Source organism: Hydrogenophaga crocea (assembly GCF_011388215.1).
In the GTDB taxonomy this organism is placed as follows: domain Bacteria; phylum Pseudomonadota; class Gammaproteobacteria; order Burkholderiales; family Burkholderiaceae_C; genus Hydrogenophaga; species Hydrogenophaga crocea.
In genome coordinates this window covers 2,112,760-2,138,052 of sequence record NZ_CP049989.1, presented here as the reverse complement: position 1 = coordinate 2,138,052, position 25,293 = coordinate 2,112,760, and the positions used below count along the sequence as shown (strand labels likewise).

Genomic DNA, 25,293 nt, shown 5'->3' with positions numbered 1-25,293 from the left:
GCGGGCTTCAGCCCACCACCAGCCGCTTGCGCCGCCCCGACGCGCCGGTCTTGATGCTCACCGCGGCCTTGGCGCAGCCAAAGTGCTGCGCCACCAGCGCGATCAGCTCCTGATTGGCCTTGCCATCCACGGGCGCGGCCTTGAGCCGCGCGGTCCAGGTGCCGTCGCCGTTGTCGCTGAGTTCGCTGCTGCGGGCGTTGGGCTTGACCAGTACCTCGATGACGCGGCCGGGCGCAGCCATCAGGCGGCCAGCCGCTGTTGCAGCGCCTCCTGCGCCACGGTGTTGATGCTCTTGCCCTCGGCCTGGGCCACGATGGCCAGCCGCTCATGGAGTTCAGCCGGAATGCGCAGGTTGAACTTGCCCGAATAGCTTCGGCGCGGCTCGATGCCCCTCTCTTTGCAAACCTCAAGAAATGCCGACAGCGATTTGCGGAATTCGGCGCGCAGTTCGCGCGGGTTGCGTCCGTAGAAGTCGGCGCCGCCGTTGAGCCCGAGGATCTCGCCGCGGAACAGATCCGTATCGGCGTCGTACTCGATGCGGGCTTGGTAGCCGTCGACGGTCATCAGGTTCATGGCTTCACTCCGTGTTGCTCCAGCCAGCGCCGCACGCTGGCAACGGCTCCCTTGTCTGTGTGCGGTGAAGGGTGTGGCCGGTGGAACACACGCACCTCGCCGAACAGCACCACGGCCACCCGACTGCCTTCGCGTTCGGAGATGTCGGCTCCCAGCGCGCCCAACAAGGCCTCGATGTCCTTCCAGGCCAGGTTGGCACTGATCGGGTGGTCGAAGATCAGCTTCAACGTGCGTTCGTGGCTTCGCTTCACGTTCGGAGAAAATGGTACCAAAAGTTGGTACTCTAGAAGGCGGTAGTGCTACGTACCCCCCGTGGGTAGTGCGGGTTCGACCCCGCCATCGAGGGCGCGGCACCCTCAGATCTGCCGCGTGCGCGCCAGCGGCGGGTTGGCCTCGAAGTACTTCACGATGCCGCGCACCAGCGCGTCGGCGAGTTCGTTCTGGTACTTCGGGTCGTTGAGGCGGCGCTCTTCGTCGGGGTTGCTGATGAAGGCGGTTTCGACCAGCACGCTGGGGATGTCGGGCGCGCGAAGCACCGCGAAGTTGGCCTGTTCCACGCGCGGCTTGTGCAGCTTGCCCACGCGCTCGACCTCGCCCAGCAGCTTGCTGCCGATCTTCAGGCTGTCGTTGATCTGCGCGGTGGTGCTCATGTCGAGCATGGCGCGCTGCACGGTGGCGTCTTTCACCTTCACGTTGGCGCCGCCCACGAGGTCGGACGCGTTCTCCTTGTCGGCCATCCAGCGCGCCGCGGCCGAGCTCGCGCCGCGCGTGCTCAGCGCGTACACGCTCGCGCCCGCGGGCTTGGGGCTCATGAAGGCGTCGGCGTGGATGCTGATGAACAGGTCGGCGCGCACGCGCTGGGCCTTGCTCACGCGCGTGCCCAGCGGCACGAAGAAGTCTTGGTCGCGCGTCATGTAGGCGCGCATGGGGCTGCCGTTGACCGTGGCGGCGTTGATGCGGTCGCGCAGCTTGCGCGCGATCTGCAGCACCACCACCTTCTCCTGCGTGCCGCGCGGGCCGATGGCGCCGGGGTCTTCGCCGCCGTGGCCCGGGTCGAGCGCGACCACGATCAGGCGCTCGGTCTTGCGCGCCGGGGCCGTGCCCGTGCCGGGCCGGCGCTTGGACGCAATGCCCGCGGGCGGCGTGGGCTCGATCACCGGGCTGTCGTCGTGCGGGCCGGGCGGCTTGAGATCGGCGCCGGGGCGGTTGGCGCGCGCGATCAGCTCGCCCAGCGGGTCGGCCGCGGGGCCGCCCAGGGGCGTGGCCGGCGCCGGCGTGGACTGCGCGAGCGGGCCGGTTTCGCGCGCCATGGCGTCGGCCGCGCGCTGGCTCGCGGCGTCGCGCTCCTTCAGGCGCTGCGCGATGAGCTGCTCGAGCGGGTCGGGCGCCTGCGTGGGGTAGAGGTCGAACACCAGCCGGTGCCGGTAGGCCGCGACCGGTTCGAGGTTGAAGATCTGCGGCTTGATGGTGTGCTTGAGGTCGATCACCAGCCGCACCACGTTGGGCGCGTTCTGCCCCACGCGCAGGCCCGCGATGTTGGGGTCGTCGGCGCGCAGCTGCGCCACCAGTTCGCGCAGGCCGGGCAGCAGGTCGACGCCTTCGATGTCCACCGCCAGCCGTGGCGGCTCGTCGACCAGGAAGGAGCGCGCCTTGAGCGGCACGTCGCTCTCGATGGTCACGCGCGTGTAGTCCTCGGCGGGCCACAGGCGCACCGCGAGCACGCTGGCGCCGCGCGCCAGGTGGGCCGCGCCCAGCAGCAGCACCAGCGAGCCCGCGCGCAGCAGCGAGCGGCGGGGCAGGGTGAAGCCGCGGCCTTCGGTCATGCCAGGCTGGCCAGCAAGGTCTGGCCGAGGGGGGTGCGGGCCTGGGCGCGCACCGTGCGGGCGTCGTCGTGCTCGGGGTCTGTGGGCATCGGGTCGGGGTCGATGTGCAGGTCGAGGTCGATGGGGGGCAGGAAGCCCTCGGCGCGCTCGGGCCATTCGACCAGCTTGAGGCCGGGGCTGGCGAACAGTTCCCGAAAGCCCGCTTCCTCCCATTCGCGCGGGTCGCTGAAGCGGTAGAAGTCGAAGTGCCAGATGGACAGCGGCTCGCCCGGCGGCATCAGCGGGCAGTCGATGGCGCTGTGGGGCTCGACCACCGCGTAGGTGGGGCTCTTGATGCGCCCGCGCACGCCGAGCGCGCGCAGCAGGTGGCGCACGAAGGTGGTCTTGCCCGCCCCGAGGTCACCGTGCAGCGCGAGCGTGGCGCGCGCCAGCGCCGGGCACAGGGCGAGGCGCTGGGCGAAGGCCTGGGTGTCTGCCTCGTGCGCCCAGCGGCCCTGCCAGGTGTCGGGCTGGGGGTCGGGCCGGGCGGGGGCCGCCGTTGTTACGATCGGCGCCCCATGAAGGCTGTTGTGGATGCTGCTCAACTCGTCTCGCAGTTGCGTGCTTGGGGACGACAGCTCGGATTCTCCCAAATCGGGGTGGCCGGGGTGGATTTGAGCGCCGCCGAACCGGGCTTGATGGCCTGGTTGTCGGCTGGATGCCACGGTGAGATGGCCTACATGGCCGCGCACGGCCTCAAACGCGCGCGCCCGGCCGAGCTGGTGCCGGGCACGCTGAGCGTGATCACCGCGCGCATGGACTACCTGCCGCGCGACACGCCCGAGGGCTGGGTGGACGCCGAATGGCAGCGCCAGCAGCGGCCGCACGAGGCCGTGGTGTCGGTGTACGCGCGGGGCCGCGACTACCACAAGGTGCTGCGCGCGCGGCTGCAGCAACTGGCCGATCGCATCGCTGCCGCGGTGGGCCCGTTCGGCCACCGCGTGTTCACCGATTCGGCGCCGGTGCTCGAGGTGGAACTGGCCGCGCGCAGCGGCATCGGCTGGCGCGGCAAGCACACGCTCGCGCTGCACCGCGAGGCGGGCTCGATGTTCTTCCTGGGCGAGATCTACGTGGACCTGGCCCTGCCACCGAGCGAGCCCGTGAGCGAACACTGCGGCAGCTGCAGCGCCTGCCAGGACCTGTGCCCCACGCAGGCCATCACCGCGCCGTACCGCGTGGACGCGCGGCGCTGCATCAGCTACCTCACCATCGAGCACGCCGGCCCCATCCCCGAAGACCTGCGCGCGCCCCTGGGCAACCGCGTGTACGGCTGCGACGACTGTCAGCTCGCCTGCCCCTGGAACAAGTTCGCGCAGCGGGCCACGCTGCCCGATTTCGACGCCCGCGAGGGCTTCGCGGGCGCTTCGCTCATCGAACTGTTCGGCTGGAGCGAAGCCGAGTTCCTGCGCCGCACCGAAGGCAGCGCCATCCGCCGCATCGGCCACGAGCGCTGGCTGCGCAACCTGGCCGTGGGCCTGGGCAACGCCTGGCGCACCACCGGCGACCCGGCGCTGGCCCGGGCGCTGCGGGCGCGCGCCGAGCACCCGAGCGCGCTGGTGCGCGAGCACGTGGCCTGGGCGCTGGCGCAGCGCTGAGGGGGCTCAGCCCTGCTGCGCGTGCCGCAGCCGCAGCTCGCGCTTGAGCAGCTTGCCGCTCGGGTTCTTGGGCAGCGCTTCGGTGAACACCACGCGCTTGGGGGCCTTGAAGCCCGCCATGTTCGCGGCGCAATGTGCGATCACTTCGTCTTCGCTGAGCGTGTGGCCGGCCTTCACCACGATCACCGCGGTCACGGCCTCGACCCACTTCGGGTCGGGCAGGCCGATCACCGCCACCTCGCTCACGGCCGTCAGGCGGTAGATCATTTCTTCGACCTCGCGGCTGGCCACGTTCTCGCCGCCGGTCTTGATCATGTCCTTCTTGCGGTCGACGATGGTGATGTAGCCCTCGTCGTCGAGCGTGGCGAGGTCGCCGCTGTGGAACCAGTCGCCGGAGAACGCGGCCGCGGTTTTTTCCGGGTCGTTGAAGTAGCCCAGCATCAGGTGCGGCGAGCGGTGCACCACCTCGCCGACTTCGCCCGGCAGCACGTCTTCCATGGCCTCGTTGACCACGCGCGTTTCCACGTTGAGCACCGCCTTGCCGCAGGAGCCGGGCTTGCGCAGCTGGTCGTCGGGGCCGAGCAGGGTGGCCAGCGGCGCGATCTCGGTCTGGCCGTAGAGGTTCCACAGCCGCACCGCGGGCAGGCGCGCGGCGAGCTCCTTCAACACCTCCACCGGCATGATGGACGCGCCGTAGTAGCCCTTGGCCAGGTGCTTCAGGCGCGCGGCGTCGAAGGCCGGCGAGCGCAGCAGCGCGATCCACACCGTGGGCGGCGCGAAGAAGCTCGTGATGCGGTGCTGCTCGAGCAGGTTGAGCAGGTGGTCGGGCACGGGCTTGCCCGTGATCACGTTGCTGCTGCCGATGTAGATCGCGGGCCCGAAGAACACGTCGAGCTGGGCGCAGTGGTACAGCGGCAGCGCGTGCAGCGCCACGTCGGCCTCGGCGATCTCGGCGTTGATCACGCAGCTCACGTACTGCCACAGCACCGCGTCGTGGGTGAGCATGGCGCCCTTGGGCATGGACTCGGTGCCGCTGGTGTAGACGATCTGAGCCACGTCGGTGCTTTGCAGCGACACCTCGGGCAGCGGGTCGGCGCAGGCGGCGAGGTGATCGAATCGGTGCATGGCCGGATCGGGCTCGGTGGGGTCTTCGCTGGGCAGCCAGATGAAGCGCTCCACCGCGGTGTCGAGCGCGGCGGCCGCGCGCGCGAGTTCGGCGAGGCCGCTGTCGGTGGCCAGGGTCTTGGCGCCCGCGTGGCGCAGGATGTAGGCGACCTCGTCGGCCTTGAGCATGAAGTTGATGGGCACCAGCACCGCGCCGCGCCGCGCGAGCGCGAAGCGCAGCGCCGCGAAGCCGTGCGAGTTGCGCGCCAGCACGGCCACCTTGTCGCCCTCGGCCACGCCCAGTTGCGCCAGGCCGGCGGCCAGGCGCGTCACCAGGGCATTGAAGTCGGCATAGCTCCAGCGCGTGTCGCCGCAGGCGATGGCGAGCTTGTCGGGCAGGCGCAGGGCGGTGCGGTGCAGCGCATCGGCGATGGTCTGGCGGCGCACGGCCGGGGCGAGGGCGGTGGTCATCTCGGGTGTCTCCTGCGTTTGCTTACCTTCGAGCGCGCGAGCGTGGCACAAGCGCTGGCTATCATGCGTCGCATGCGTGCCATTGCCGACATCGACAGCAGCCTGCTGCGCCAGGTGCGGCGCCGGCGCGCCCAGGTGCGGGCCTGGTGGCACACGCTGCAGATGGCGGCGCAGATCGTGGTGCTCATGCTCTCGCCCTCGAGTTATACCGGGCCGCGCGCGCGCCAGGTGCTGTCGCACCTGGTGGTGGCGGTGTGGCCCATGCTGCCCTGGTTCCTGGTGCTGTCGGCGCTGATCAGCCTGGTCATCATCCGCATCGTCACGGCCACGGCCGCGAGCTACGGCCTGTCGCAGTACGCGCTCGAGGTGCTGGTGCGGACCCTGGTGCTCGAACTCATTCCGCTGTTCGCCGCGCTGTTCGTGGCCCTGCGCCACGCCATGCCGGGTGCCGAGCAGCTGCGCCAGCAGCTCGATGCGCGCCAGCGCGCGGGCCGGCACATCCCGGGCATCGCCGGGCTCGCGGGCACGCTGCTGCCGCGCGCGCTGGCCAGCGGCCACGCGGTGGTGCTGCTGGCCTCGCTGTCGGGCGTGGTGGCGCTGGTGCTCACCTACCTGCTCGTGCACGGCTTCTCGCCCTGGGCCCTGCCGTCCTACACCCACGACGTGGGGCGCGTGTTCAGCCCCGTGGTCTCGCTGATCTTCGTGCTCAAGACCGCCTTCTTCAGCCTCGCGGTGGCGGTGGTGCCGCTGGCCGGCGCGGCCGAGCCCGACGAACACGGCCGCTACCGCGCGCACAGCGACATGACCGCGTTCGCGCGGCTGTTCTCGGTGCTGCTGATGGTGGAGATCGCCTCGCTCGCCGGCAACTATTACTGAACATGCAGCCCACCGAACGCGCCCCCGAGCCCGACGAGCCCCTGGTGCCCGAACCGCCGCCGGTGCGCGCGCTCGAATTCAAGGCCGCGCTGCTCATGGCGCTCACGCTGCTGCTGGTGCTGGGCTCCACGCTCTACGTGCTGTTCGCGCGCGGCGCCTTCGATCCCACGCAGCGCCTGGTGCTGATCGCCGACGACGCCGAGGGCGTGAACGTGGGCCTGGACATGACCTTCGCGGGCTTTCCCATCGGCCGTGTCACGCGCGTGGAGCTCGGGGCCGACGGCAATGCGCGCATCCTGATCGACGTGGCGGAAAAAGACGCCAAGTGGCTGCGCACCTCGAGCATCTTCACCATGGAGCGCGGCCTCGTGGGCGGCACGCGCATCCGCGCCTTCAGCGGCGTGCTCGACGACCCGCCGCTGCCCCCGGGCGCCGAGCGCACCGTGCTGCGCGGCGACGTGGCGGCCGAGATCCCGCAGCTCACGGCCTCGGTGCGCGCGCTGCTCGACAACCTCAACGCCATGACGCGCGAGGGCGCAGCCATCAACCGCACGCTGGCCAACCTGCAGGCCACCACCGACAAGCTCAACGGCCCGCACGGCGCGCTCGGTGTGCTGGTGGGCAACGAGGCCGACGCCAAACAGCTCGGTGAGGCGCTGGCGCGCAGCAACGCGCTGATCGCGCGCGCCGACGCGCTCGCCGCGCGGCTTGACGGCCTGGTGGCCAATGCCGACCGGCAGGTCTTCGGCCAGGGCGCGGCCCCCGGGGAGGGCAGCGTGGTGGGCGACGTGCGCGCGAGCGTGTCGCAGCTCAACGGCCTGTTGCAGGAGGCGCGCGGCAGCCTGCAGAAGCTCGACGCGGTGCTGGTCGAGGCCCAGGGCGTGGCCAGCAACACGCGCGCCGCCACCACCGACCTGGGCACGCTGCGTGCCGATGTGGAAAGCAGCCTGCGCAAGATCGACGGCTTGATCGACGAGGTGAACCGCAAGTGGCCGTTCGCCCGCGATCCGCGCGGCTCGGAGATCCGCCTGCCATGAAACGCCTGAGCCTGTCCCTGCCCGCGTGTGCCCTGTCGCTGGCCCTCGCGGCCTGTTCGTCGAACCCGCCGCCGCCCGCGTGGCAGACCACCGCGCGCAGCGGCCTCGACGCCGCGGCCATCGCCTGGCTCGAAGGCCGCGACGCGGTGGAGGCCGCCGAATTCGGCCGCGCGCGCGCCGCGCTCGCGCGCACCGGCCAGCCCGGCCTGGTGGCCCGCGCCGAACTGCACCGCTGCGCGCTGCGCGTGGCCACGCTCGATTTCGGCCCCTGCACGGGCTTCAGCGCCCTGGCGGTGGACGCCGCGCCCGATGACGCGGCCTACGCGCGCTACCTCTCGAACGCGCCGCTGCCCGGCGACGCCGAGCGGCTGCCGCCCGCGCACCGCGCGGCGCTGCTCGCGGCCGACGCCGCCACCGCGCTGCAGCACGTGGACGATCCCGTGACGCGCCTGGTGGCCGCGGGCGCGGCCCTGCAGCGCGGCCAGGCGAGCCCGGCGCTGCAGCGGCTCGCGGCGGACACGGCCAGCGAACAGGGGTGGTCGCGGCCCTTGCTGGCCTGGCTCATGGTGCAGCAGCGCGCGGCGCTGGCCGCGGGCGACACCGCCACGGTCGAGCGCCTTCAGCGGCGCATCGACACCGTGGCCCCGCGCGCACGCTGAGCGCGCGCGCCGGCCTCAGTTCACCTTGCCGATGCGCTGCACCACCGCCTTCATGGCGGCGGCGTCGGCCTTCACGAAGGCGTCGAACTCGGCCGCGTCCTGGTACTGGAACTGCGTGCCCGCGCTGGTCATGGTCTGGATAGTGCGCTCGTCGCGCACCGCGGCGCGCGCGGCCTCGCGCAGCTTGTCCACCACCGCGGGCGGGGTGCCCGCGGGCGCGAACAGGCCGGCCCACTGCGAATAGCCGATGTTCACGCCGAGCTCCTTGAAGCTCGGCACGTCCGGCAGCAGCGCGAGCCGGCCCTCGCCCCAGTGCGCGAGCGCGCGCAGCCGACCGCCCTTGATGTGCTGCACCGCGCTCGCCGGCCCGGTGGCGATGGCATCCACCTGGCCGCCGAGCAGGCCCACGATGGCCGGCCCCGCGCCGGTGTAGGGCACGTGCAGCATGAAGGTGTTGGTGGCCGCCTTGAGCTGCTCCATGGGCACGTGCATGGTGCCGTAGTTGCCCGAGGAGCCGAAGGTCACGCGGCCGGGGTTGGCGCGCGCGTGCGCCACGAAGTCGGCATAGGTTTTCCAGGGGCTGTCGGCGCGCATCACCAGCACCGTGGGGTCGGCCGTCATGCGCGCGATCGGGATCAGCTGGTTGATCTCGAACATGGGCGCGCGCTGCAGGATGCGGTCGGCCTCGGGCAGCACCACCAGCGACGACAGCGCCATCAGCACGGTGTAGCCATCGGGCGCGGCCTTGGCCACCTGGGCCATGCCGATGCCGCCCCCCGCGCCCGCGCGGTTGACCACCACCACGGACTGGTTGAGGTGGCGCGCCATGGCCTCGGCCACGGGGCGGCCCACCACGTCGGCCACGCCGCCGGGCGGGAAGGGCACCACCATGTTCACGGGCTTGCTCGGGTAGGCGTCTTGCGCCCAGGCGCTGGCCAGCGTGGCCAGGCCCAGCAGGGCCGCGGCGGCGGCGCGGTGGAACTGTTGTCGGTTCATGCGTGTTGTCTCCTCTGGGGGGGGGCCGTGGCTCAGGCCACGAAGCGGTTTTCGATCTGTCCGATGCCGTCGATCTCGATGCGCACCACGTCGCCGTTGCGCAGGAACTGCGGCGGGTTCAGGCCCAGCCCCACGCCCGCGGGCGTGCCGGTGGCGATCACGTCGCCCGGGTACAGCGTGATGCCGCGCGAGACGGTTTCGATCAGCGTCGGGATGTCGAAGATCAGGTCTTCGGTGCGGCCGTCCTGGCGCAGCTCGCCGTTGACCCAGCAGCGCACGCGCGTGTGCTGGCCGTCGAGTTCGTCGGCGGTCACGATCCACGGGCCCATGGGGCAGAAGGTGTCGAAGCTCTTGCCCATGTCCCACTGCTGGTGGCGCATCTGCACGTCGCGCGCGGTCACGTCGTTGACCACGGTGTAGCCCCACACGTGGCGCATGGCGTCGGCCTTGGCGATGTTCTTGCCGCCGGTGCCGATGACCACCGCGAGCTCGGCCTCGTAGTCGATCTGGGCCGACACCGCGTCGCCGGGCAGTTGCACGGGGTCGGTCGGGCCCACCACGCACTCGGGCACCTTGGTGAACACGATGGGCCAGGCCGCGGGGTTGGCGTTGTTGTTCTTGAACACCGAGCCCTGCAGCTCCTTGGCGTGCTCGTGGTAGTTGCGGCCCACGCACCAGATGTTGCGGCGCGGGCGCGGGATGGGCGCTTCCACCCGCACCGACGACAGCGCGATCGCCGCGCCCTCGGTGGCGGGCGTGGCCGCGCCGATCAGCGCGAGCGCGCCGAGCGCGGCCTGCTCGGGCGGCAGCGCGAACGCGGTGACGGACAGGCCATCGGCCGAAACCTGGCCAACGCGGCGTTGGCCCTGGTGGATGAAGGTGGCGATGCGCAAAACGGCTCCTCGGTGTTGCGGTTTCAGTGAAATACCAAAAAGTACCAATTGGTACCAGAGCGCCCATCGTAGTCGAAGACCGCGGCGCAGCGCTACGGGTAAGCCCCGGGGTGGGCTCGGGCTTGGTGAATTGGTCTGGTTTGGTACAGTCGCGCGCATGAGCCTGGCCAATCCCCTGCGCGACGCGATCCTCGACAAGCTGCACAGCGGCCAGTGGCGCGCCGGCGACCGCCTGCCCACCGAACGCGAGCTCTCGGAACAGCACGGCGTGAGCCGCACCACGGTGCGCAAGGCCTTGCTCGAGCTCAAGCAGCAGGGCCTGATCGAGCAGACCGTGGGCAGCGGCACCTACGTGGCCGAACACGCGGGCCTGCGCCTGGGCCAGCGCGTGGTGCAGGACTCGTCGCAGACCACCAGCCCGGCCGAGCTCATGGAGGCGCGGCTCGCGCTCGAGCCCGCCATCATCGAGATGGCGATCCGCAACGCCAACGCGGCCGACCTGCGCCGCATGGAGCAGTGTTGCGCCGAGGCCGAGCAGGCGCAGACGCTGGAGGCCTTCGAACATTGGGACGCCGAGCTGCACCAGGCCATTGCCGACGCGGCCCACAACAGCTTCGTGGCCAATGTCTTCCAGCTCATGAAGACGGTGCGCGCGCAGGGCGACTGGGGCCAGCTCAAGAAGAAGAGCGTCACGCCCGAGCGTCGCCTGGCCTACCAGGCCGAGCACCGTGCGATCGTGGACGCGCTGCGCGAGCGCGACGCGGCGCGCGCGCGCGAGCACACGCTGGCGCACCTGCTGCACGTGCGGCAGAACCTGCTCGGGGTTTAGGAGCACCCCGGGGCCGGCCGCACTTGCTTCTGCAAGGGTCGGCCACGGAACCAGGTGGCTGCGCCGCGCACTCATGGCGCTGCGCGCCCCGGTCCGGGCGTGTTTTTTGAAACAAGCCCCATGAACGTTCGCAGCAGCACATCCGGTCCACCGTCAAACGCCCAGCCCCTGCCGTCCGCGGCGGCTACGCGCCCCGCGCCACTGACGCGCCGCGAGCGCGGCGATTTCCAGCGCGCGTGCGCCACGCTGAACGCACGGCTCGATCGCGCCAACCCGCTCGGGCGTGCCGCGGCCCGACCCGCCGATCCAGACGACATCGCGTCGGCGTTCGATCTGGTCCGGCAGGTCGACCATCAGCGCCTGACGGCGTACCTGGGCGAGCACCTGGTGGCCACGCTGTTCGCCCGGGCCTGCGAGGCGCTGATGCACACCGCCCACCACAACCCGTGGAACGCGCCCCTGCCCGTGGTGGAGGCGTTTTCCACGGTGCAAGCGCTCCTGGGCGATGTGCGCGGCCCGCTCTGCAAGCACCCGATCGCCCAGCGGGCGCTGTCGGACAGCCTGCCCTTTCTGCTCACGCAGCTGGGCAGCACCGATCTGCCGCTGTCCGCCACCGAGGTGGTCGGCGTTTTCCTGGGCGTGCGGCGGGTGCTGATCAACCGAGCGCTGCTGAGCGAGCTCCCGCACGCGGCGCCGCAACGGCTGCAATGGGCGCTGGACGACGCGCTGCCCTGTCTGCTGCAACGGCTGTCGCCGCCCCTGCTGGCGGGGCTGCCTTCCGAGGCGGTCCAGGAACTGATCGTCACCGTTCAGATGCTGCTGGACGAGCGCCACGCCGGGGCGTTCTGCACCCGCGATTTCCATTGCGCGCTCGAGGTGTCGCTGGATAACCTGCTGCACCGCGCGGGGCAGACCGAGCGCAGCCTCACGGGCCCGGCCGAGGTGAGCACGGCCTTTCGCTTTCTGGCGCGCATCGCCCGCAGCGGGTTCATGGCATGCCCGGACATCGAACGCGCGCTGCGCGCCGCGCGCAACGCCCTGGTCGAGCGCTTCGACCGCGCCGACTGGGCGCGGTGCGACTTCGCCTGCCTGCGCATCCTGAGCCTCGGGCTGTTGGAGTTGCGCGAGAGCCGGTGGCTGCTCGGCGTCGATTTCACCCGGATGCTGAATGCCATTGAGCGGCGCATGCCCCCGCCGCCGGACAGCCCTTGGCCGCACCCGCACCGGGTGGCGCTCACGGGCCTGCAGCTGACCCTGCTGGACACCGGCGCCACGGTGTGCGCGCCTCAGGCGATGCGCCTGCTGCTCGCGCGGCTGGCCGATGGGCTGCCCGACCAGCTCGCGTGGCTGGAGCGCATCCAGGCGCCGGCGGCGCAGGACATCGAAGCCCTGTGCGCCACGGCCATGCTGTGCCGCCTGGTGCTGCAATGGCCCGCATCGATGCCCGACGCCGTGCCCGGGGAGGCGGGCTCGGGCGTGGCCGCGCTCGAGCCCGTGCTGCATCGGCTCGCCAATCTGGCCCAGCAGGACTGGGACGCCGTGTGCCACACCAAGGCCCAGAATCGGGCACTGGCGCGGTTCTGCATCGAGGTCATGCACCTGCGGTATCGGGGCCCCGACGATCAGGCCCCGCGGGCGGCCGGCGGCGCGCCCGTGCCCCTTTCACCGGTGCGCGCGGCGCTCGACACCGTTGGCCTGAAGACGCCCGAACACGACCCCATGGATCTCATCGACCTCAACCAGGCGGTTCACGATCCCGCCCTCACCGCGGCGCGCCCAGCACACCGAGCGCAAACGGCAGGCTCAGCATACCCAGCAGCGTGGACAGCGTGACCAGCCCTGCCACATAAGGGCCGTTGTAGCCCATGCGCGCCGCGAGCACGTAGCAGCTCGAGGCCGTGGGCACGGCCGAGAAGGTGAGCAGCACCGCGGTCTGCACCGGGTCGAGCCCGAACAGGCGCGCGAGGCCGAAGGCCATGAGCGGCACCGCAAAGTGCTTCACCGCGAGCACCGCCGCCGCGAGCGCCTTGCCCGCGGCCATGGAGCCGAATTGCATGCCCGCTCCCGCGGCCATCAGGCCCAGCGCCAGCGAGGCCTGGCCGATGCGGTTCACCGTGGGTTCGAGCCAGCCCGGCATGGAAAAGCCCAGCAGGTTGGCCACCAGACCCGAGGCCGTGGCCACGATCAGCGGGTTGCGCACCAGCTCGCGCGCGAAGCCCTTGTTGGCGTGGCGTGCCATGGGCCAGACCGCGCCGATGTTGAAGATCGGCACGCAGAAACCGATGATCACGGCCACCATCAGCAGGCCTTGCGGCCCGGCCACGCGGTCGGCCAGCGCGAGCAGGATGAAGGAGTTGAAGCGAAAGCCCACCTGCGCGCTCGCGGCGTGCAGCCGCACGTCGATGAAGCGGCCCAGCAGCGGCCAGTGCGGCAGCGAATAGGTGAGGGCGATGGCGCACACCGCGAGCGAGATCGCCGCGCCCACCAGGCTGGAGGCGGCCGACAGATCGAGCGGGCTCTTCACGATGCTGTGGAACAGCAGCACCGGGAACAGGAAGTAATACACCAGGCTCTCCACCTGCTCCCACACGGTGCGGTTGAGCTTGGTGAAGCGGCACACGAGGTAGCCGCAGAGGATGAGCGAGAAGTCGGGGAAGAGCAGTTGGGCAAAGTTCACCGCGCGAGCATAGCCTTACGCCGGGTTTCCCCTTATGTAGTGTCCCGAACGCGCCAGGCGCGTTCAACTGGGTAAAGTCGGCGCTTCACATCCGTGTCATCCCCTCAGGAGAACCAACCCATGATGAACCGTCGCACCGCCCTGGCCAGTGCCGCCGCTTTTGCTGCACTCGGAACCCAGGGCCTTGCCCTGGCGCAGGCGTTCCCCAGCAAGACGATCACGCTGCAGGTGCCGTTCGCACCCGGCGGCACCACCGACATCATCGGCCGCGTCATGTCCGAACCCCTGGGCAAAGCCCTGGGCCAGAGCGTGATCGTGCTCAACCGCGCGGGCGGCGGCGGCGTGGTGGGCGCGCAGGAGCTCTCGCGCCAGGCGCCCGATGGCCACTACATCGGCGTGGCCACGGTCTCGACCACCGCGGCCAACCCGGCGATCAACCCCAAGATCCCGTACGACACGCTCAACGACTTCACGCCCATCATCAACATCGCCGCCACGCCCAACGTGATCGCGGTGCACCCGAGCTTCCCGGCCAAGGATTTCAAGGGCTTCCTCGACGTCATCAAGAAGAACCCGGGCCGCTACAGCTACGCGAGCTCGGGCACGGGCGGCATCGGCCACCTGCAGACCGAGCTGTTCAAGAGCCTGACCAACACCTTCATCACGCACATTCCCTACCGCGGCGCGGGCCCGGCCCTCAACGACACCGTGGGCGGCCAGGTGCCCATCATCTTCGACAACCTGCCCTCGGCGCTGCCGCACATCCTCAGCGGCCGCCTGATCGCCATCGTGGTGGCCGCGCCGCAGCGCGTGGCCGCGCTGCCCAACGTGCCCACCTTCAAGGAGGTGGGCCTGGAGCCCGTGAACCGCATGGCCTACTACGGCCTCATCGGCCCCAAGGGCATGGCGCCCGAGGTGGTGAACAAGATCCACGGCGCCGCGGTCGAAGCGCTCAAGGACCCGGCGGTGCGCAAGCGCATCGAGGACACCGGCTCGCTCGTGGTGGGCAACTCGCCGACCGAGTTCGCGGCCCAGATCAAGGCCGAGTTCGAGGTCTACAAGCAGGTGGTCGCCAAGCAGCAGCTCAAGCTGGACTGACCCCGAGCGCCGATGCCCGACGCCCCCGCCGGCAGCGAACACGCGTCGCTGTCGGCCTTCATCGACAGCCTCTGGCTCGAAGAAGGCCTGTCGCGCAACACGCTCGACGCCTACCGCCGCGACCTCGCGCTCTTCGCCCAGTGGCTGGGCGAACGCGGCACGGCCCTGCCCGCCGCGCAGGAAAGCGACATCCAGGCCTACTTCGCCGCGCGCCACGCGGCCACGCGCGCCACCACGGCCAACCGCCGGCTCACGGTGTTCAAGCGCTTTTTCCGCTGGGCCCTGCGCGAGCACCTGATCGCCACCGACCCCACGCTGCGCCTGCTGCCTGCGCGCCAGCCGCTGCGCGTGCCCAAGACGCTGAGCGAGGCCCAGGTCGAGGCCTTGCTCGCCGCGCCCGACGCGGCCACGCCGCTGGGCCTGCGCGACCGCGCCATGCTCGAACTGATGTACGCAAGCGGATTGCGCGTGAGCGAATTGGTCACGCTCAAGACCTGGCACGTGGGCCTGAGCGAACACGTGCTGCGCATCACCGGCAAGGGCAACAAGGAGCGACTGGTGCCCTTCGGCGCGGTGGCGGGGCAGTGGCTGCAGCGCTACCTGGGCGAGGGCCGGCCCGCGATCCTGCAGGGCCAGTCGAGCGAAGACCTGTTCGTCACCTCGCGCGGCGCGCGCGCGGGCGAGGCCATGTCGCGCGTGATGTTCTGGCAGCTCGTGAAGAAGTACGCCGTGCAGGCCGGCATCACCGCGCCGCTGTCGCCGCATACCCTGCGCCACGCCTTCGCCACCCATTTGCTCAACCACGGCGCCGACCTGCGCGCCGTGCAGATGCTGCTCGGCCACGCCGACATCTCGACCACCACGATCTATACCCACGTGGCGCGCGAGCGGCTCAAGAGCGTGGTGGCGCAGCACCACCCGCGGGGCTAGGGCCGCTCACAGCGGCTTGAGCACCAGCGCGATCACCAGCCCGTCTTTCGTGACCGTGATCGGCCCGGGCTGCATGCCCATGGCGTCGATGGCGCGCAGGTCGGACGGCTGCAGCTGGTGCAGCACCACTTCCTGCAGCGCGCGCTCGGCCACGGCGGGGGCGTAGGTGTTGAGCAGCTCCTGCGCGGGCGGCTGCATGTTGGGGAAGTTCAGCCGCGCCAGGCGCAGCTGGTGGGCGCGCACGGTGCGGTCGCTGGCCTCGTAGCGCAGCGCAAAGTCCACGTCGAAGCTGCCCGGGTGCACGCGCGAGAGCAGCGGGCCCGCCACCTCCACCGCCATCGCGGCGCGCAGGCGGTTCTGCTCGGGCAGCATCTGCAGGCGCGGGGCCTGCACGTCGAGATTGAGCACGCCGTGCACCGGGTAGCGCAGCGGGAAACGCTGCGCCACCATCTGCTGCAATTGCGCGGTGCTCACCGCGTAACCGGGCGGCTTGCCGCTGTCGGCGTCGGCGTCGCCCGCGTGCGCGGCGGTGGGCACGCCGATCAGGGCGCCCAGGGCGAAGAAGAGGTGTCTGCGTCGCATGGCACCCCTTGCGATCTCCGAGCGGCCGCGAGGTTCACGCGCCGAGGGTGAAACGGATCGTGGCGCCTTCGCCCGGCCGGCCTTCGGCCCAGATGCGGCCGCCGTGCCGGCCCACGATGCGCTGCGCGATGCTCAGGCCCAGGCCGGTGCCGCCATAGGTCTGTTCGCTGTGCAGGCGGAAGAAGGGGCTGAAGAGCTGCGCACCGTGCTTCATGTCGAAGCCGCAGCCGTTGTCGCTCACCGCGTAGACCGGCTCGCCGTCCTGCTCCTCGGCACTGAAGCGGATGTGGGCGCGTTCGCGCTCGCGGCTGAACTTCCAGGCGTTGCGCAACAGGTTGTCGAGCACGCTGCGGATCAGTGCCGGGTCGGCGGTGGCCATCAGCGAGTCGGGTGTGTCGAAGTCGACCGCCCGGCCCGGCTCGGCCTGGCGCAAGGCCTCGCCGATCTCGCGCGCCATCACGGCCAGGTCCACGGGCTGCGGGTGCAGCGGCGCGCGCGACAGCTTGGACAGGCCGAGCAAGGCCTCGATGAGTTCGCCCATGCGCCGCGCGGCCTGGCGCATGCGGTCGAGCATCTGGCGGCCGTCGTCGCCAAGCTGCTCGCCGTGCATCTCCATGAGGATCTCGCCCAGGCCCGCAATGGCGCGGATCGGCGAGCGCAGGTCGTGCGCGGCGGTGTGGCTGAAGGCCTCGAGTTCCTGCACGTGCTGGCGCAGTTCGGCGGTGCGCTCGGCCACGCGCTCTTCGAGCTGTTCGTTGGTGCGCAGCATGGTCAGGCGCGCGCGCTCGCGCGCGCTCACGTCCTGCACCACACCACGCATGCGGCCGTCGTCGGTGGTGGTGACGTCGATCTGCAGCCAGTGTTCGAGGCCTTCGGTGCTCACCAGGCTGAGCACGTGGCGCCGGTTCACGCCGGGGCGCAGGTCTTCGCGCATCTGCTCGCGGTCGGCGGCGCTCAGCCTGGCCAGGAAGGCGTCGACGGTTTGGGCCTGACCGGGCACGAAGCCCAGCGTGGCGCCGGGCGCGCCGTTCATGCGCACGGTGTCTTGCGCCAGGTCGATCTCGATCGTGCCCATCAGCGCGGCCTCGAGCGCCTGGCTCAGCAGCTGCTGGCTGTCCCTGAGCGCGGTCTGCACCTGGTGGCGTTCGAGCGCCATCTGGATGGTGGCGTGCAGCTCGCGTTCGGAGAACGGCTTGATGAGGTAGCCGTAGGGCTGTGTCTGGCGCGCGCGCTCCAGCGTGGTGTCTTCCGAGTAGGCGGTGAGGTAGATGATGGGCAGCGCGTGGTCGCGCGTGAGCATGCGCGCGAGCTCGATGCCGTCCATCTCGCCCTTGATGTGGATGTCCATGAGCACCAGGTCGGGCCGCTGGCTCGAGACCAGCGACAGGCCTTCGTTGCCCGATTCGGCCAGGCCGGTGACCTGGTAGCCCATCTGCTGCAAGCGCTGCTGCAGGTTGAAGGCGACGATGCCTTCGTCCTCGACGATGAGGATCTTGGGTTGCGCGCTCATGTGTCGCCTCCGAGTGCAAAGCGCAGCGTGAACCGCGTGGGCGCGGCCCGCTGCACCTGCAGGCTGCCATTGAGCTGACGCGCCAGCAGCTGCACCAGCTGCAGGCCGAGCGAGGGCGTGTGTTCAAGGTTCAGGTCGGCGGCGATGGGTTCGCCGTCGTTGCTCACCGAGAGCTCGACCTGGCGCTCGGCAAGCTGCTGGATGGAGACCTCGATGCGGCCGCTGCGCCCCTGGGCGAAGCCGTGCTTGAGCGCATTGCTCACCAGCTCGTTGATCACCAGACCGCAGGGAATGGCCTCGTTGATGGGCAGCTGCACCTTGTGCGCGTCGACGACGATGTCGACCTTGCCGGCCACCGAGCGGTACGACTCGGTGAGGCTGGGCAGCAGGTCGTCGAGGAAGCGCTGGAAGTCCACGCGCGCGAAGTTGCGCGACTGGTAGAGCGTCTGGTGGATCAGCGACATCGAGCGGATGCGGTTCTGGCTGTCGCGCAGCACCTCCACCACCTCGTTGTCGCTCAGCTTGAGCGCCTGCAGGTCGAGCAGGCTGTGGATCACCTGCAGGTTGTTCTTCACGCGGTGGTGCACCTCGCGCAGCAGCAGGTCTTTCTGCGTGAGCGCGTCCTGGATGCGCTTTTCGGCCTGCTTGCGCTCCGACAGGTCCAGGATCACCGACAGGATCATGGTGCCTTCGCCGGTCTCCACCGGGTTGATGCCGATCTCGACCGGGAATTCGCTGCCGTCCTTGCGCAGGCCGCTGAGGTCGCGGCCCAGGCCCATGGGGCGCGCCGTGGTTTCGGCGAGGAAGCCCTGGCGGTAGCCCGGGTGCGCCGCGCGAAAGCGCGTGGGGATCAGCACCTCGACCGGGCGCCCGATGAGCTCGGGCGCGTCGTAGCCGAAGGTGGTTTCGGCCAGCTGGTTGACCCGCGTGATCTCGCCACGCTGGTTCACCACGATCATGGCCACCGGGATGCGGTGGAAGGCCTGCCCCAGGTAGTCATCGAGCTCTATGCGTCTGTTGGTCATGCGCGGTATCGATGGCGATGGGTCATGCTATGCCATTGGGGGTATCGACACAGGCGGGTTTTCCTTGAAGCGGGCATCTTGTGTGCTGGTTTCATCATGAACGCCACGCCCGCCGGGGACGGCGCGCGTGCGATGGGGTCTTCGGTATTACCCGGTCCGCTCGGCCGGCGCGCCCTCCAGCTCCGCGAGCTCGGCCTCGCTGAAGCCGGCCGAGCGCCGGGCCTCGAGGTTGAAGGGCCCGCGCAGGCGCGGCGCGGCATGCAGCCGCGCGAGCTGCCGGTAGTGCGCCACCGGCGCCAGGCCCTGGCGTTCGCACAACCAGGCGTACCAGCGGTTGCCCACGGCGACGTGGCCGATCTCGTCGCGCAGGATCCGGTCGAGGATCTCCACCACGCGACGCGCCTCGGGCGTGTTCACCTGCTTCAGGCGCGCCTGGATCAGCGGCGTGGCGTCGAGCCCGCGCGCTTCCAATGTGCGCGGCACCAGGGCCATGCGCGCGGTCACGTCGTGCTGCGTCTTCACGCACATTTCCCACAGGCCGTTGTGCGCGGGGAAGTCGCCGTAGGCGTGGCCCAGGGCCTGCAACTGCTCGCTCAGCAGGCCGAAGTGCGTGGCCTCTTCGTGCGCCACCTGCAGCCACTGGCGGTAGAAATCGGTGGGCATGGCGGCGAAGCGCCAGACCGCGTCGAGGGCCAGGTTGATGGCGTTGAATTCGATGTGCGCGATGGCGTGCACCAGCGCGGCCAGGCCTTCGCGCGTGAACGGCGATCGCTGCGCCACCGCGTGCGGCGCCACCAGCACCGGCCGTTCGGGCCGGCCGGGCAGGGGCTGGGCGGGGTCGGGCACGAGGTCGCTGGCGGTGTCCCAGGCCGCGGCGTCGTCGGCGCCCAGGGCGCGCCAGCGCTGCCAGAGCGCGTGCGTGCGCGCGGCCTTGTCGGCCGGTTCGGCGGTGCACAGCGCAGCCAGGGCCTCGCGGCGCAGCGATGGGGTGGGGGGCATCCCTACAATTCTAGGTTTGCGATCCCCAGCCTTTCCGACACCCATCCGCAGGAGACCCCGATGGCCTTGTACGAACTCGATGGCGTTGCCCCGCAAGTGGCCGATTCGGCCTGGGTGGCCGACAGCGCCCAGGTGATGGGCAACGTGCAGCTCGCCGAAGGCAGCAGCGTGTGGTTCGGCGCCGTGCTGCGTGGCGACACCGAGACCATCACCGTGGGCAAGCACAGCAATGTGCAGGACGGCACCGTGATGCACGCCGATTACGGCTTTCCGCTGGTGGTGGGCGAGCGCGTGACCATCGGCCACCAGGTGATGCTGCACGGCTGCCAGATCGGCGACGAGACGCTGATCGGCATCGGCGCCACCGTGCTCAACGGCGCGAAGATCGGCAAGAACTGCCTGGTGGGCGCCCGTGCCCTGGTCACCGAGGGCAAGGAATTCCCCGACGGCTCCATGATCCTGGGCAGCCCCGCGAAGGTCGTGCGCCAGCTCACGCCCGAGCAGATCGAGGGCCTGCGCCGCAGCGCCGCCCACTACGTTGAAAACGCCGAGCGTTACCGCAAAGGCTTGAAAAAGACCGGCTGAGCGCCATCTGCCGGTCTTTCGTTCGAAGGAAACCCGTGTCCGAGCTCCACAAATTCGTGTTCGAAGGCCTGCCCGTGCGGGGCATGCTGGTGCGCATCACCGACGCCTGGCAGGAGATCCTGCAGCGCCGTGAGCAGGCCGGCGGCTACCCGGCGGCCGTGACCGAGCTGCTCGGCGAGATGACGGCCGCGGCCACGTTGATGCAGGCCAACATCAAGTTCAACGGCGCGCTGGTCATGCAGATCCAGGGCGACGGCCCGGTGAAGCTCGCGGTGGCCGAGATCCAGCCCGACCTGCGGCTGCGCGCCACCGCCACCGTGACCGGCGAGGTGGCCGACGACGCGCCGCTGTCGCACATGGTCAACGTGAACAACCAGGGCCGCTGCGCGATCACGCTCGACCCCAAGGACCGCCAGCCCGGCCAGCAGCCCTACCAGGGCGTGGTGCCGCTGTTCGGCGACCGCCACGAAAAGCTCGAGAAGCTCAGCGAGGTGATCGAGCACTACATGCTGCAGAGCGAGCAGCTCGACACCCGGCTGGTGCTGGCCGCCAACGACCAGATGGCCGCGGGCCTGCTGATCCAGCGCCTGCCGCTGCAGGGCGAGGCCAACCTCGCGGGCCAGTCGACCCAGCGCGACGAGGACCAGATCGGCCGCAACGAGGACTACAACCGCATCGCCATCCTCGCCTCCAGCCTCAAGCGCGAAGAGCTGCTCACGCTCGACGCCGAGACCATCCTGCGGCGCCTGTTCTGGGAAGAAGACCTGCGCCGCTTCGAACCGCTGCACGGCAACACGGGGCCGCGCTTTGCCTGCACCTGTTCGCGCGAGCGCGTGGGCAACATGCTGCGCTCGCTCGGCCGCGACGAGGTCGAGTCCATCATCGAGGAGCAGGGCGGCGTGCAGGTGAACTGCGAGTTCTGCGGTGCGGGCTACGCCTTCGACCCGGTGGACGCTGCGCAGATCTTCCTGCAGGCGCAGAACCAGCCGCCCGGCAGCGACCAGCAGCACTGATCAGCCGCTGCGGCGCGCGATGAGCGCGCGAAACAGACGGTGTTCGCACTCGGGGTCGCTGCAGGCCTCGCACTGCCAGCGGCCCCTGCCCTCGCGCAGCGCCGGGTCGTCGGGCAACAGGTCGCGGCCCAGGGCCGTGGCCACCGCCGCGAGCGCGGCGCGCAGGCGCTGCGGGCCCTGTCCGTAGATGGTCTGGTAGGCCACGCCCGCGGCCTGCAGCTCGCGCCGCAGCAGGGCGTCGATGGCTTCGCGCACCGCAGGGCTCTCACGGAAGAAGCCGTCGCTCTGCCAGGGCAGGTCCAGGCCCATGAGCAGCGTGAGGCCGATGCGCCGCTGCGCCGCGATCGCCTCGGGCCAGAGGCTGCGGTCGCCGAAGTAGTGCTCGCTGTAGGCCGCCACCACCAGGGCAGTGGTGTCGGCGATGACCACGCCGGCGCGGGCCTGCTCGATGAGGGCGGTCTGTTCGGCCGCGATGGCCGCCTGCTCGTGCGCCAGGGGCGCGCGGCCCGCGGCCTCGCACCAGGCGCGCAGGTGCTCGGGCACCAGGGCCGTGGCCAGCCCCTGCGCCGCCAGGGCCTCATGGAGCTGCCGTGCCAGCGTGCTCTTGCCGCTGGATTCGCCGCCGAGCAGCGCGACGCTGAGCATGGGCGAGGGCGCGCGGCTCAGCGCGCGATCTGCACGAAGATTTCGTTGGGCTTGACCATGCCCAGCTCGCGCCGCGCGAGCTCTTCGACCATTTCCAGGCCTTCCTGCAGATCGCGCAGCTCGCTGGCGATCTGCTGGTTGCGCTGTTGCGCGTCGGCGTTGGCCTTTTGCTGGGCCACGAGCTCGCGCTCGAGCTTCTTCACCTGCGGCACGCTGCCGCGCCCGAACCACAGCTGTGCATGCAGCACCAGCAACAGTGCCACGAGCAGGCCGGGGATCAGGCGGTTGGCCACGGGCGTCAGCGCAGGTTGTAGAAGGCGTCGCGGCCCGGGTACACGGCCACGTCGCCCAGGTCTTCCTCGATGCGCAGCAGCTGGTTGTACTTGGCCATGCGGTCCGAGCGCGAGAGCGAGCCGGTCTTGATCTGGCCGGCGTTGGTGCCCACGGCGATGTCGGCGATGGTGTTGTCCTCGGTCTCGCCGCTGCGGTGGCTGATGACCGCGGTGTAGCCCGCGCGCTTGGCCATCTCGATGGCGGCGAAGGTCTCGGTCAGCGTGCCGATCTGGTTGATCTTGATCAGGATCGAGTTGCCGATGCGCTTGTCGATGCCTTCCTTGAGGATCTTGGTGTTGGTGACGAACAGGTCGTCGCCCACCAGCTGCACCTGCTGGCCCAGGCGCTCGGTAAGCACCTTCCAGCCGTCCCAGTCGCCTTCGGCCATGCCGTCTTCGATGCTCACGATCGGGTACTTGTCGCACCAGGTGGCCAGCACGTTGGTCCATTCCTCGGCGGACAGCACCAGGCCTTCGCCCTCGAGGTGGTACTTGCCGTCCTTGTAGAACTCGCTCGAGGCGCAGTCGAGGCCGAGCGCGATCTGCTCGCCGGGCGTGTAGCCGGCGGCGCTGATGGCGTCGAGCAGCAGCTGCAGCGCCGCTTCGTGGCCGTCGATGTTGGGCGCGAAGCCGCCTTCGTCGCCCACGGCCACGCTCATGCCCTTGTCGTGGAGGATTTTCTTGAGCGCGTGGAACACCTCGGCGCCCCAGCGCAGCGCTTCGCGAAAGCTCGGCGCGCCCACGGGAATGATCATGAGCTCCTGCAGGTCGAGGTTGTTGTTGGCGTGCGCGCCGCCGTTGATGACGTTCATCATCGGCACCGGCATCTGCACCGCGCTCATGCCGCCGAAGTAGCGGTACAGCGGCAGGCCGGCTTCTTCGGCGGCGGCGCGGGCCACGGCCATGGACACGGCCAGCATGGCGTTGGCGCCCAGGCGGCTCTTGTTCTCGGTGCCGTCGAGGTCGATCAGGGTCTTGTCGAGGAAGGCCTGCTCGGAGGCGTCCAGGCCCAGCACGGCCTCGCTGATCTCGGTGTTGATGTGCTCGACCGCCTTGAGCACGCCCTTGCCCAGGTAGCGGGTCTTGTCGCCGTCGCGCAGCTCGATGGCTTCGCGCGAGCCGGTGGACGCGCCCGAGGGCACGGCGGCGCGGCCCATCACGCCGCTTTCCAGCAGCACGTCGCATTCAACGGTGGGGTTGCCGCGGCTGTCCAGCACTTCGCGGCCGACGATGTCAACGATGGCACTCATGGATCAAGGGTCCTCAGGTTCAGAAAAAACGATCGACAGGTATCAAGCCACGGCCTTGCTCGGCTGGCGCTGGGCCTGGTGCACCAGCGCGGCCTTCACGTAGGCGTTGAACAGCGGGTGGCCGGCCCAGGGCGTGGACTTGAATTCGGGGTGGAACTGCACGCCCACGTACCAGGGGTGCACCGCCTGTGGCAGCTCGACGATCTCGGTGAGCTGTTCGCGCTGCGTGAGTGCAGAAATCACCAGGCCGGCCGCGCGCAGCTGATCGAGGTAGTTCACGTTGGCCTCGTAGCGGTGGCGGTGGCGCTCGGTCACCACGTCGCCGTAGATGCTGTGCGCCAGCGTGCCCTTGGCCACGTCGGAGCTCTGCGCGCCCAGGCGCATGGTGCCGCCGAGGTCGGAGTTGGCGTCGCGCACCTGGATGCTGCCGTCCTCGTTCTTCCACTCGGTGATGAGGGCGATCACGGGGTGCGGCGTGTCGGCTTCGAATTCGGTGCTGTTGGCGTCTTTGAGGCCGGCCACGTGCCGCGCGTATTCGATGGTGGCGACCTGCATGCCCAGGCAGATGCCCAGGTAGGGCACCTTGTGCTCGCGCGCGAAACGCGCCGCGCAGATCTTGCCTTCGACGCCGCGCTTGCCGAAGCCGCCGGGCACGAGGATGGCGTCGAAGTGGCCCAGCACTTGCGCCACGTTGGCGGGGGTGATGGTTTCCGAGTCGATGTACGAAATGGCGGCTTTGGCCTGGTTCTTCAGGCCCGCGTGGCGCAGCGCCTCGTTGAGCGACTTGTAGCTGTCGGACAGGTCGACGTACTTGCCGACCATGGCGATCTGCACCGTGGCCTTGGGGTGCTCCACGGCGTGCACCAGGTCGTCCCAGCGCTTGAGGTTGGCCGGCGGCGTGTTCAGGCGCAGCTTGTCGCAGATCAGGCCGTCGAGCCCCTGCTCGTGCAGCATGCGCGGCACCTTGTAGATGGTGTCCACGTCCCACATGCTGATCACGCCCCATTCGGGCACGTTGCTGAACAGGCTGATCTTGGCGCGCTCTTCGTCGGGAATGCGGCGGTCGGCGCGGCAGAGCAGGGCGTCGGCCTGGATGCCGATCTCGCGCAGCTTCTGGGCGGTGTGCTGCGTGGGCTTGGTCTTGAGCTCGCCGGCGGCGGCGATCCAGGGCACGTAGCTCAGGTGCACGAAGGCCGAGCTGTTGGGGCCCAGGCGCAGGCTCATCTGGCGCACGGCCTCGAGGAAGGGCAGCGATTCGATGTCGCCCACGGTGCCGCCGATCTCGACGATGGCCACGTCGACCGCGTCGGCCGTGCCTTCGCCCGAGCCCTTGCGGATGAATTCCTGGATCTCGTTGGTGACGTGCGGGATCACCTGCACGGTCTTGCCGAGGTAGTCGCCGCGGCGTTCCTTCTCGAGCACCGACTGGTAGATCTTGCCGGTGGTGAAGTTGTTGGCCTTGCGCATGCGCGTTTCGATGAAACGCTCGTAGTGGCCCAGGTCGAGGTCGGTCTCGGCGCCGTCGTCGGTGACGAACACCTCGCCGTGCTGGAACGGCGACATGGTGCCCGGGTCCACGTTGATGTACGGGTCGAGCTTGATGAGGGTGACTTTGAGGCCGCGCGATTCGAGAAGCGCGGCAAGCGACGCAGAAGCAATGCCCTTGCCCAGGGAGGACACCACACCGCCGGTGACGAACACGTATTTGGTCATGACTCGGGCGAGCCCGCGGGCTCGCTCAGGTGGGAAATT

The 25,293-nt window shown here is 70.1% G+C and carries 27 protein-coding genes; 10 read left to right on the top strand and 17 right to left on the bottom strand.

Annotated features, from left to right (window positions below; translation table 11 throughout):
• Window positions 1-7 precede the first annotated feature (7 nt).
• The 5 genes from G9Q37_RS10170 to tsaE form a co-directional block, all read right to left on the bottom strand.
• Complete coding sequence (locus G9Q37_RS10170; RefSeq protein ID WP_166227085.1) at window positions 8-241, bottom strand: DUF167 domain-containing protein; 234 nt, start codon at window positions 239-241, stop codon at window positions 8-10.
• Entirely contained in the window at window positions 241-573 is a 333-nt protein-coding gene (locus G9Q37_RS10165) for a type II toxin-antitoxin system HicB family antitoxin (protein ID WP_166227084.1), read from the bottom strand. The genes G9Q37_RS10170 and G9Q37_RS10165 overlap by 1 nt, the downstream gene beginning before the upstream one ends.
• Window positions 570-800: a type II toxin-antitoxin system HicA family toxin gene (locus tag G9Q37_RS10160; protein ID WP_240936589.1), complete on the bottom strand. Its 231-nt coding sequence runs from the start codon at window positions 798-800 to the stop codon at window positions 570-572. Before G9Q37_RS10160 ends, G9Q37_RS10165 begins: the two co-directional genes overlap by 4 nt.
• Before the next feature lie 129 nt (window positions 801-929).
• Entirely contained in the window at window positions 930-2,396 is a 1,467-nt protein-coding gene (locus G9Q37_RS10155) for an N-acetylmuramoyl-L-alanine amidase (protein ID WP_166227082.1), read from the bottom strand.
• Complete coding sequence (gene tsaE, locus G9Q37_RS10150) at window positions 2,393-2,944, bottom strand: tRNA (adenosine(37)-N6)-threonylcarbamoyltransferase complex ATPase subunit type 1 TsaE (RefSeq protein ID WP_166231166.1); 552 nt, start codon at window positions 2,942-2,944, stop codon at window positions 2,393-2,395. The genes G9Q37_RS10155 and tsaE overlap by 4 nt, the downstream gene beginning before the upstream one ends.
• Before the next feature lie 9 nt (window positions 2,945-2,953).
• Here tsaE and queG point away from each other — a divergent pair, with 9 nt between their 5' ends.
• Complete coding sequence (queG, locus tag G9Q37_RS10145) at window positions 2,954-4,030, top strand: tRNA epoxyqueuosine(34) reductase QueG (RefSeq protein ID WP_420810315.1); 1,077 nt, start codon at window positions 2,954-2,956, stop codon at window positions 4,028-4,030.
• Window positions 4,031-4,036: 6 nt separating this feature from the next.
• Here queG and G9Q37_RS10140 read toward each other — a convergent pair whose 3' ends face one another.
• A complete protein-coding gene (locus G9Q37_RS10140; protein WP_166227081.1) occupies window positions 4,037-5,605 on the bottom strand; it encodes an acyl-CoA synthetase in 1,569 nt (522 codons plus the stop codon).
• A gap of 72 nt (window positions 5,606-5,677) precedes the next feature.
• Between G9Q37_RS10140 and G9Q37_RS10135 the strand changes: the two genes are divergently transcribed.
• Genes G9Q37_RS10135 through G9Q37_RS10125 form a run of 3 tightly spaced genes read left to right on the top strand, consistent with a single transcriptional unit; the run spans window position 5,678 to window position 8,177 of the window.
• Window positions 5,678-6,481, top strand: a complete 804-nt coding sequence (locus G9Q37_RS10135) for an MlaE family ABC transporter permease (protein WP_166227080.1) — start codon at window positions 5,678-5,680, stop codon at window positions 6,479-6,481.
• A gap of 2 nt (window positions 6,482-6,483) precedes the next feature.
• Window positions 6,484-7,518: an MlaD family protein gene (locus G9Q37_RS10130; RefSeq protein ID WP_166227079.1), complete on the top strand. Its 1,035-nt coding sequence runs from the start codon at window positions 6,484-6,486 to the stop codon at window positions 7,516-7,518.
• On the top strand, window positions 7,515-8,177 hold the full coding sequence (locus tag G9Q37_RS10125) for a hypothetical protein (protein ID WP_166227078.1): 663 nt from the start codon (window positions 7,515-7,517) through the stop codon (window positions 8,175-8,177). Before G9Q37_RS10130 ends, G9Q37_RS10125 begins: the two co-directional genes overlap by 4 nt.
• Window positions 8,178-8,192: 15 nt before the next feature.
• On the opposite strand, the gene G9Q37_RS10120 is transcribed toward G9Q37_RS10125, so the two are convergent.
• Window positions 8,193-9,173, bottom strand: a complete 981-nt coding sequence (locus G9Q37_RS10120) for a tripartite tricarboxylate transporter substrate binding protein (protein ID WP_166227077.1) — start codon at window positions 9,171-9,173, stop codon at window positions 8,193-8,195.
• 32 nt (window positions 9,174-9,205) lie between these two features.
• Window positions 9,206-10,066, bottom strand: a complete 861-nt coding sequence (locus G9Q37_RS10115) for a fumarylacetoacetate hydrolase family protein (protein WP_166227076.1) — start codon at window positions 10,064-10,066, stop codon at window positions 9,206-9,208.
• Window positions 10,067-10,223: 157 nt separating this feature from the next.
• Here G9Q37_RS10115 and G9Q37_RS10110 point away from each other — a divergent pair, with 157 nt between their 5' ends.
• Together G9Q37_RS10110 and G9Q37_RS10105 are read left to right on the top strand one after the other, a co-directional pair.
• Window positions 10,224-10,895: a FadR/GntR family transcriptional regulator gene (locus G9Q37_RS10110; RefSeq protein WP_166227075.1), complete on the top strand. Its 672-nt coding sequence runs from the start codon at window positions 10,224-10,226 to the stop codon at window positions 10,893-10,895.
• A gap of 120 nt (window positions 10,896-11,015) precedes the next feature.
• On the top strand, window positions 11,016-12,728 hold the full coding sequence (locus tag G9Q37_RS10105; RefSeq protein WP_166227074.1) for a hypothetical protein: 1,713 nt from the start codon (window positions 11,016-11,018) through the stop codon (window positions 12,726-12,728).
• Here G9Q37_RS10105 and G9Q37_RS10100 read toward each other — a convergent pair.
• A complete protein-coding gene (locus tag G9Q37_RS10100) occupies window positions 12,658-13,572 on the bottom strand; it encodes an AEC family transporter (protein WP_166227073.1) in 915 nt (304 codons plus the stop codon). The genes G9Q37_RS10105 and G9Q37_RS10100 overlap by 71 nt on opposite strands.
• 123 nt (window positions 13,573-13,695) lie before the next feature.
• Here G9Q37_RS10100 and G9Q37_RS10095 point away from each other — a divergent pair, with 123 nt between their 5' ends.
• Both G9Q37_RS10095 and xerD read left to right on the top strand, forming a co-directional pair.
• Window positions 13,696-14,670, top strand: coding sequence for a tripartite tricarboxylate transporter substrate binding protein BugE (locus G9Q37_RS10095; protein ID WP_166231160.1), 975 nt, complete (start codon window positions 13,696-13,698; stop codon window positions 14,668-14,670).
• A gap of 12 nt (window positions 14,671-14,682) precedes the next feature.
• Window positions 14,683-15,600, top strand: a complete 918-nt coding sequence (gene xerD, locus G9Q37_RS10090) for a site-specific tyrosine recombinase XerD (RefSeq protein WP_166227072.1) — start codon at window positions 14,683-14,685, stop codon at window positions 15,598-15,600.
• A 6-nt stretch (window positions 15,601-15,606) separates the two neighbouring features.
• On the opposite strand, the gene G9Q37_RS10085 is transcribed toward xerD, so the two are convergent.
• The 4 genes from G9Q37_RS10085 to G9Q37_RS10070 all read right to left on the bottom strand — a co-directional run bounded on the left by G9Q37_RS10085 (window position 15,607) and on the right by G9Q37_RS10070 (window position 19,716).
• Window positions 15,607-16,182, bottom strand: coding sequence for a DUF1439 domain-containing protein (locus G9Q37_RS10085; protein ID WP_166227071.1), 576 nt, complete (start codon window positions 16,180-16,182; stop codon window positions 15,607-15,609).
• A 34-nt stretch (window positions 16,183-16,216) separates the two neighbouring features.
• Window positions 16,217-17,692, bottom strand: coding sequence for a sensor histidine kinase (locus tag G9Q37_RS10080; protein WP_166227070.1), 1,476 nt, complete (start codon window positions 17,690-17,692; stop codon window positions 16,217-16,219).
• Window positions 17,689-18,717 (bottom strand): sensor histidine kinase, encoded by a 1,029-nt coding sequence (locus G9Q37_RS10075; protein ID WP_166227069.1) that lies wholly within the window; start codon window positions 18,715-18,717, stop codon window positions 17,689-17,691. Before G9Q37_RS10075 ends, G9Q37_RS10080 begins: the two co-directional genes overlap by 4 nt.
• A gap of 147 nt (window positions 18,718-18,864) precedes the next feature.
• Window positions 18,865-19,716, bottom strand: coding sequence for a ferritin-like domain-containing protein (locus G9Q37_RS10070; protein ID WP_166227068.1), 852 nt, complete (start codon window positions 19,714-19,716; stop codon window positions 18,865-18,867).
• A 60-nt stretch (window positions 19,717-19,776) separates the two neighbouring features.
• Here G9Q37_RS10070 and G9Q37_RS10065 point away from each other — a divergent pair, with 60 nt between their 5' ends.
• Both G9Q37_RS10065 and hslO read left to right on the top strand, forming a co-directional pair.
• Window positions 19,777-20,301, top strand: coding sequence for a gamma carbonic anhydrase family protein (locus G9Q37_RS10065; protein WP_166227067.1), 525 nt, complete (start codon window positions 19,777-19,779; stop codon window positions 20,299-20,301).
• A 35-nt stretch (window positions 20,302-20,336) separates the two neighbouring features.
• Window positions 20,337-21,314: an Hsp33 family molecular chaperone HslO gene (gene hslO / locus G9Q37_RS10060; protein WP_166227066.1), complete on the top strand. Its 978-nt coding sequence runs from the start codon at window positions 20,337-20,339 to the stop codon at window positions 21,312-21,314.
• Here hslO and G9Q37_RS10055 read toward each other — a convergent pair whose 3' ends face one another.
• The 4 genes from G9Q37_RS10055 to G9Q37_RS10040 are packed head-to-tail and all read right to left on the bottom strand — an operon-like array spanning window position 21,315 to window position 25,254.
• The gene (locus G9Q37_RS10055) at window positions 21,315-21,959 is read right to left on the bottom strand and encodes an AAA family ATPase (protein WP_166227065.1); all 645 of its coding nucleotides are present in this window, start codon (window positions 21,957-21,959) and stop codon (window positions 21,315-21,317) included.
• Between the two features lie 17 nt (window positions 21,960-21,976).
• On the bottom strand, window positions 21,977-22,252 hold the full coding sequence (locus G9Q37_RS10050) for a septum formation initiator family protein (protein WP_166227064.1): 276 nt from the start codon (window positions 22,250-22,252) through the stop codon (window positions 21,977-21,979).
• Window positions 22,253-22,257: 5 nt separating this feature from the next.
• Window positions 22,258-23,541, bottom strand: a complete 1,284-nt coding sequence (gene eno / locus G9Q37_RS10045; RefSeq protein WP_166227063.1) for a phosphopyruvate hydratase — start codon at window positions 23,539-23,541, stop codon at window positions 22,258-22,260.
• Window positions 23,542-23,583: 42 nt separating this feature from the next.
• On the bottom strand, window positions 23,584-25,254 hold the full coding sequence (locus G9Q37_RS10040) for a CTP synthase (RefSeq protein WP_166227062.1): 1,671 nt from the start codon (window positions 25,252-25,254) through the stop codon (window positions 23,584-23,586).
• Window positions 25,255-25,293: the final 39 nt, after the last annotated feature.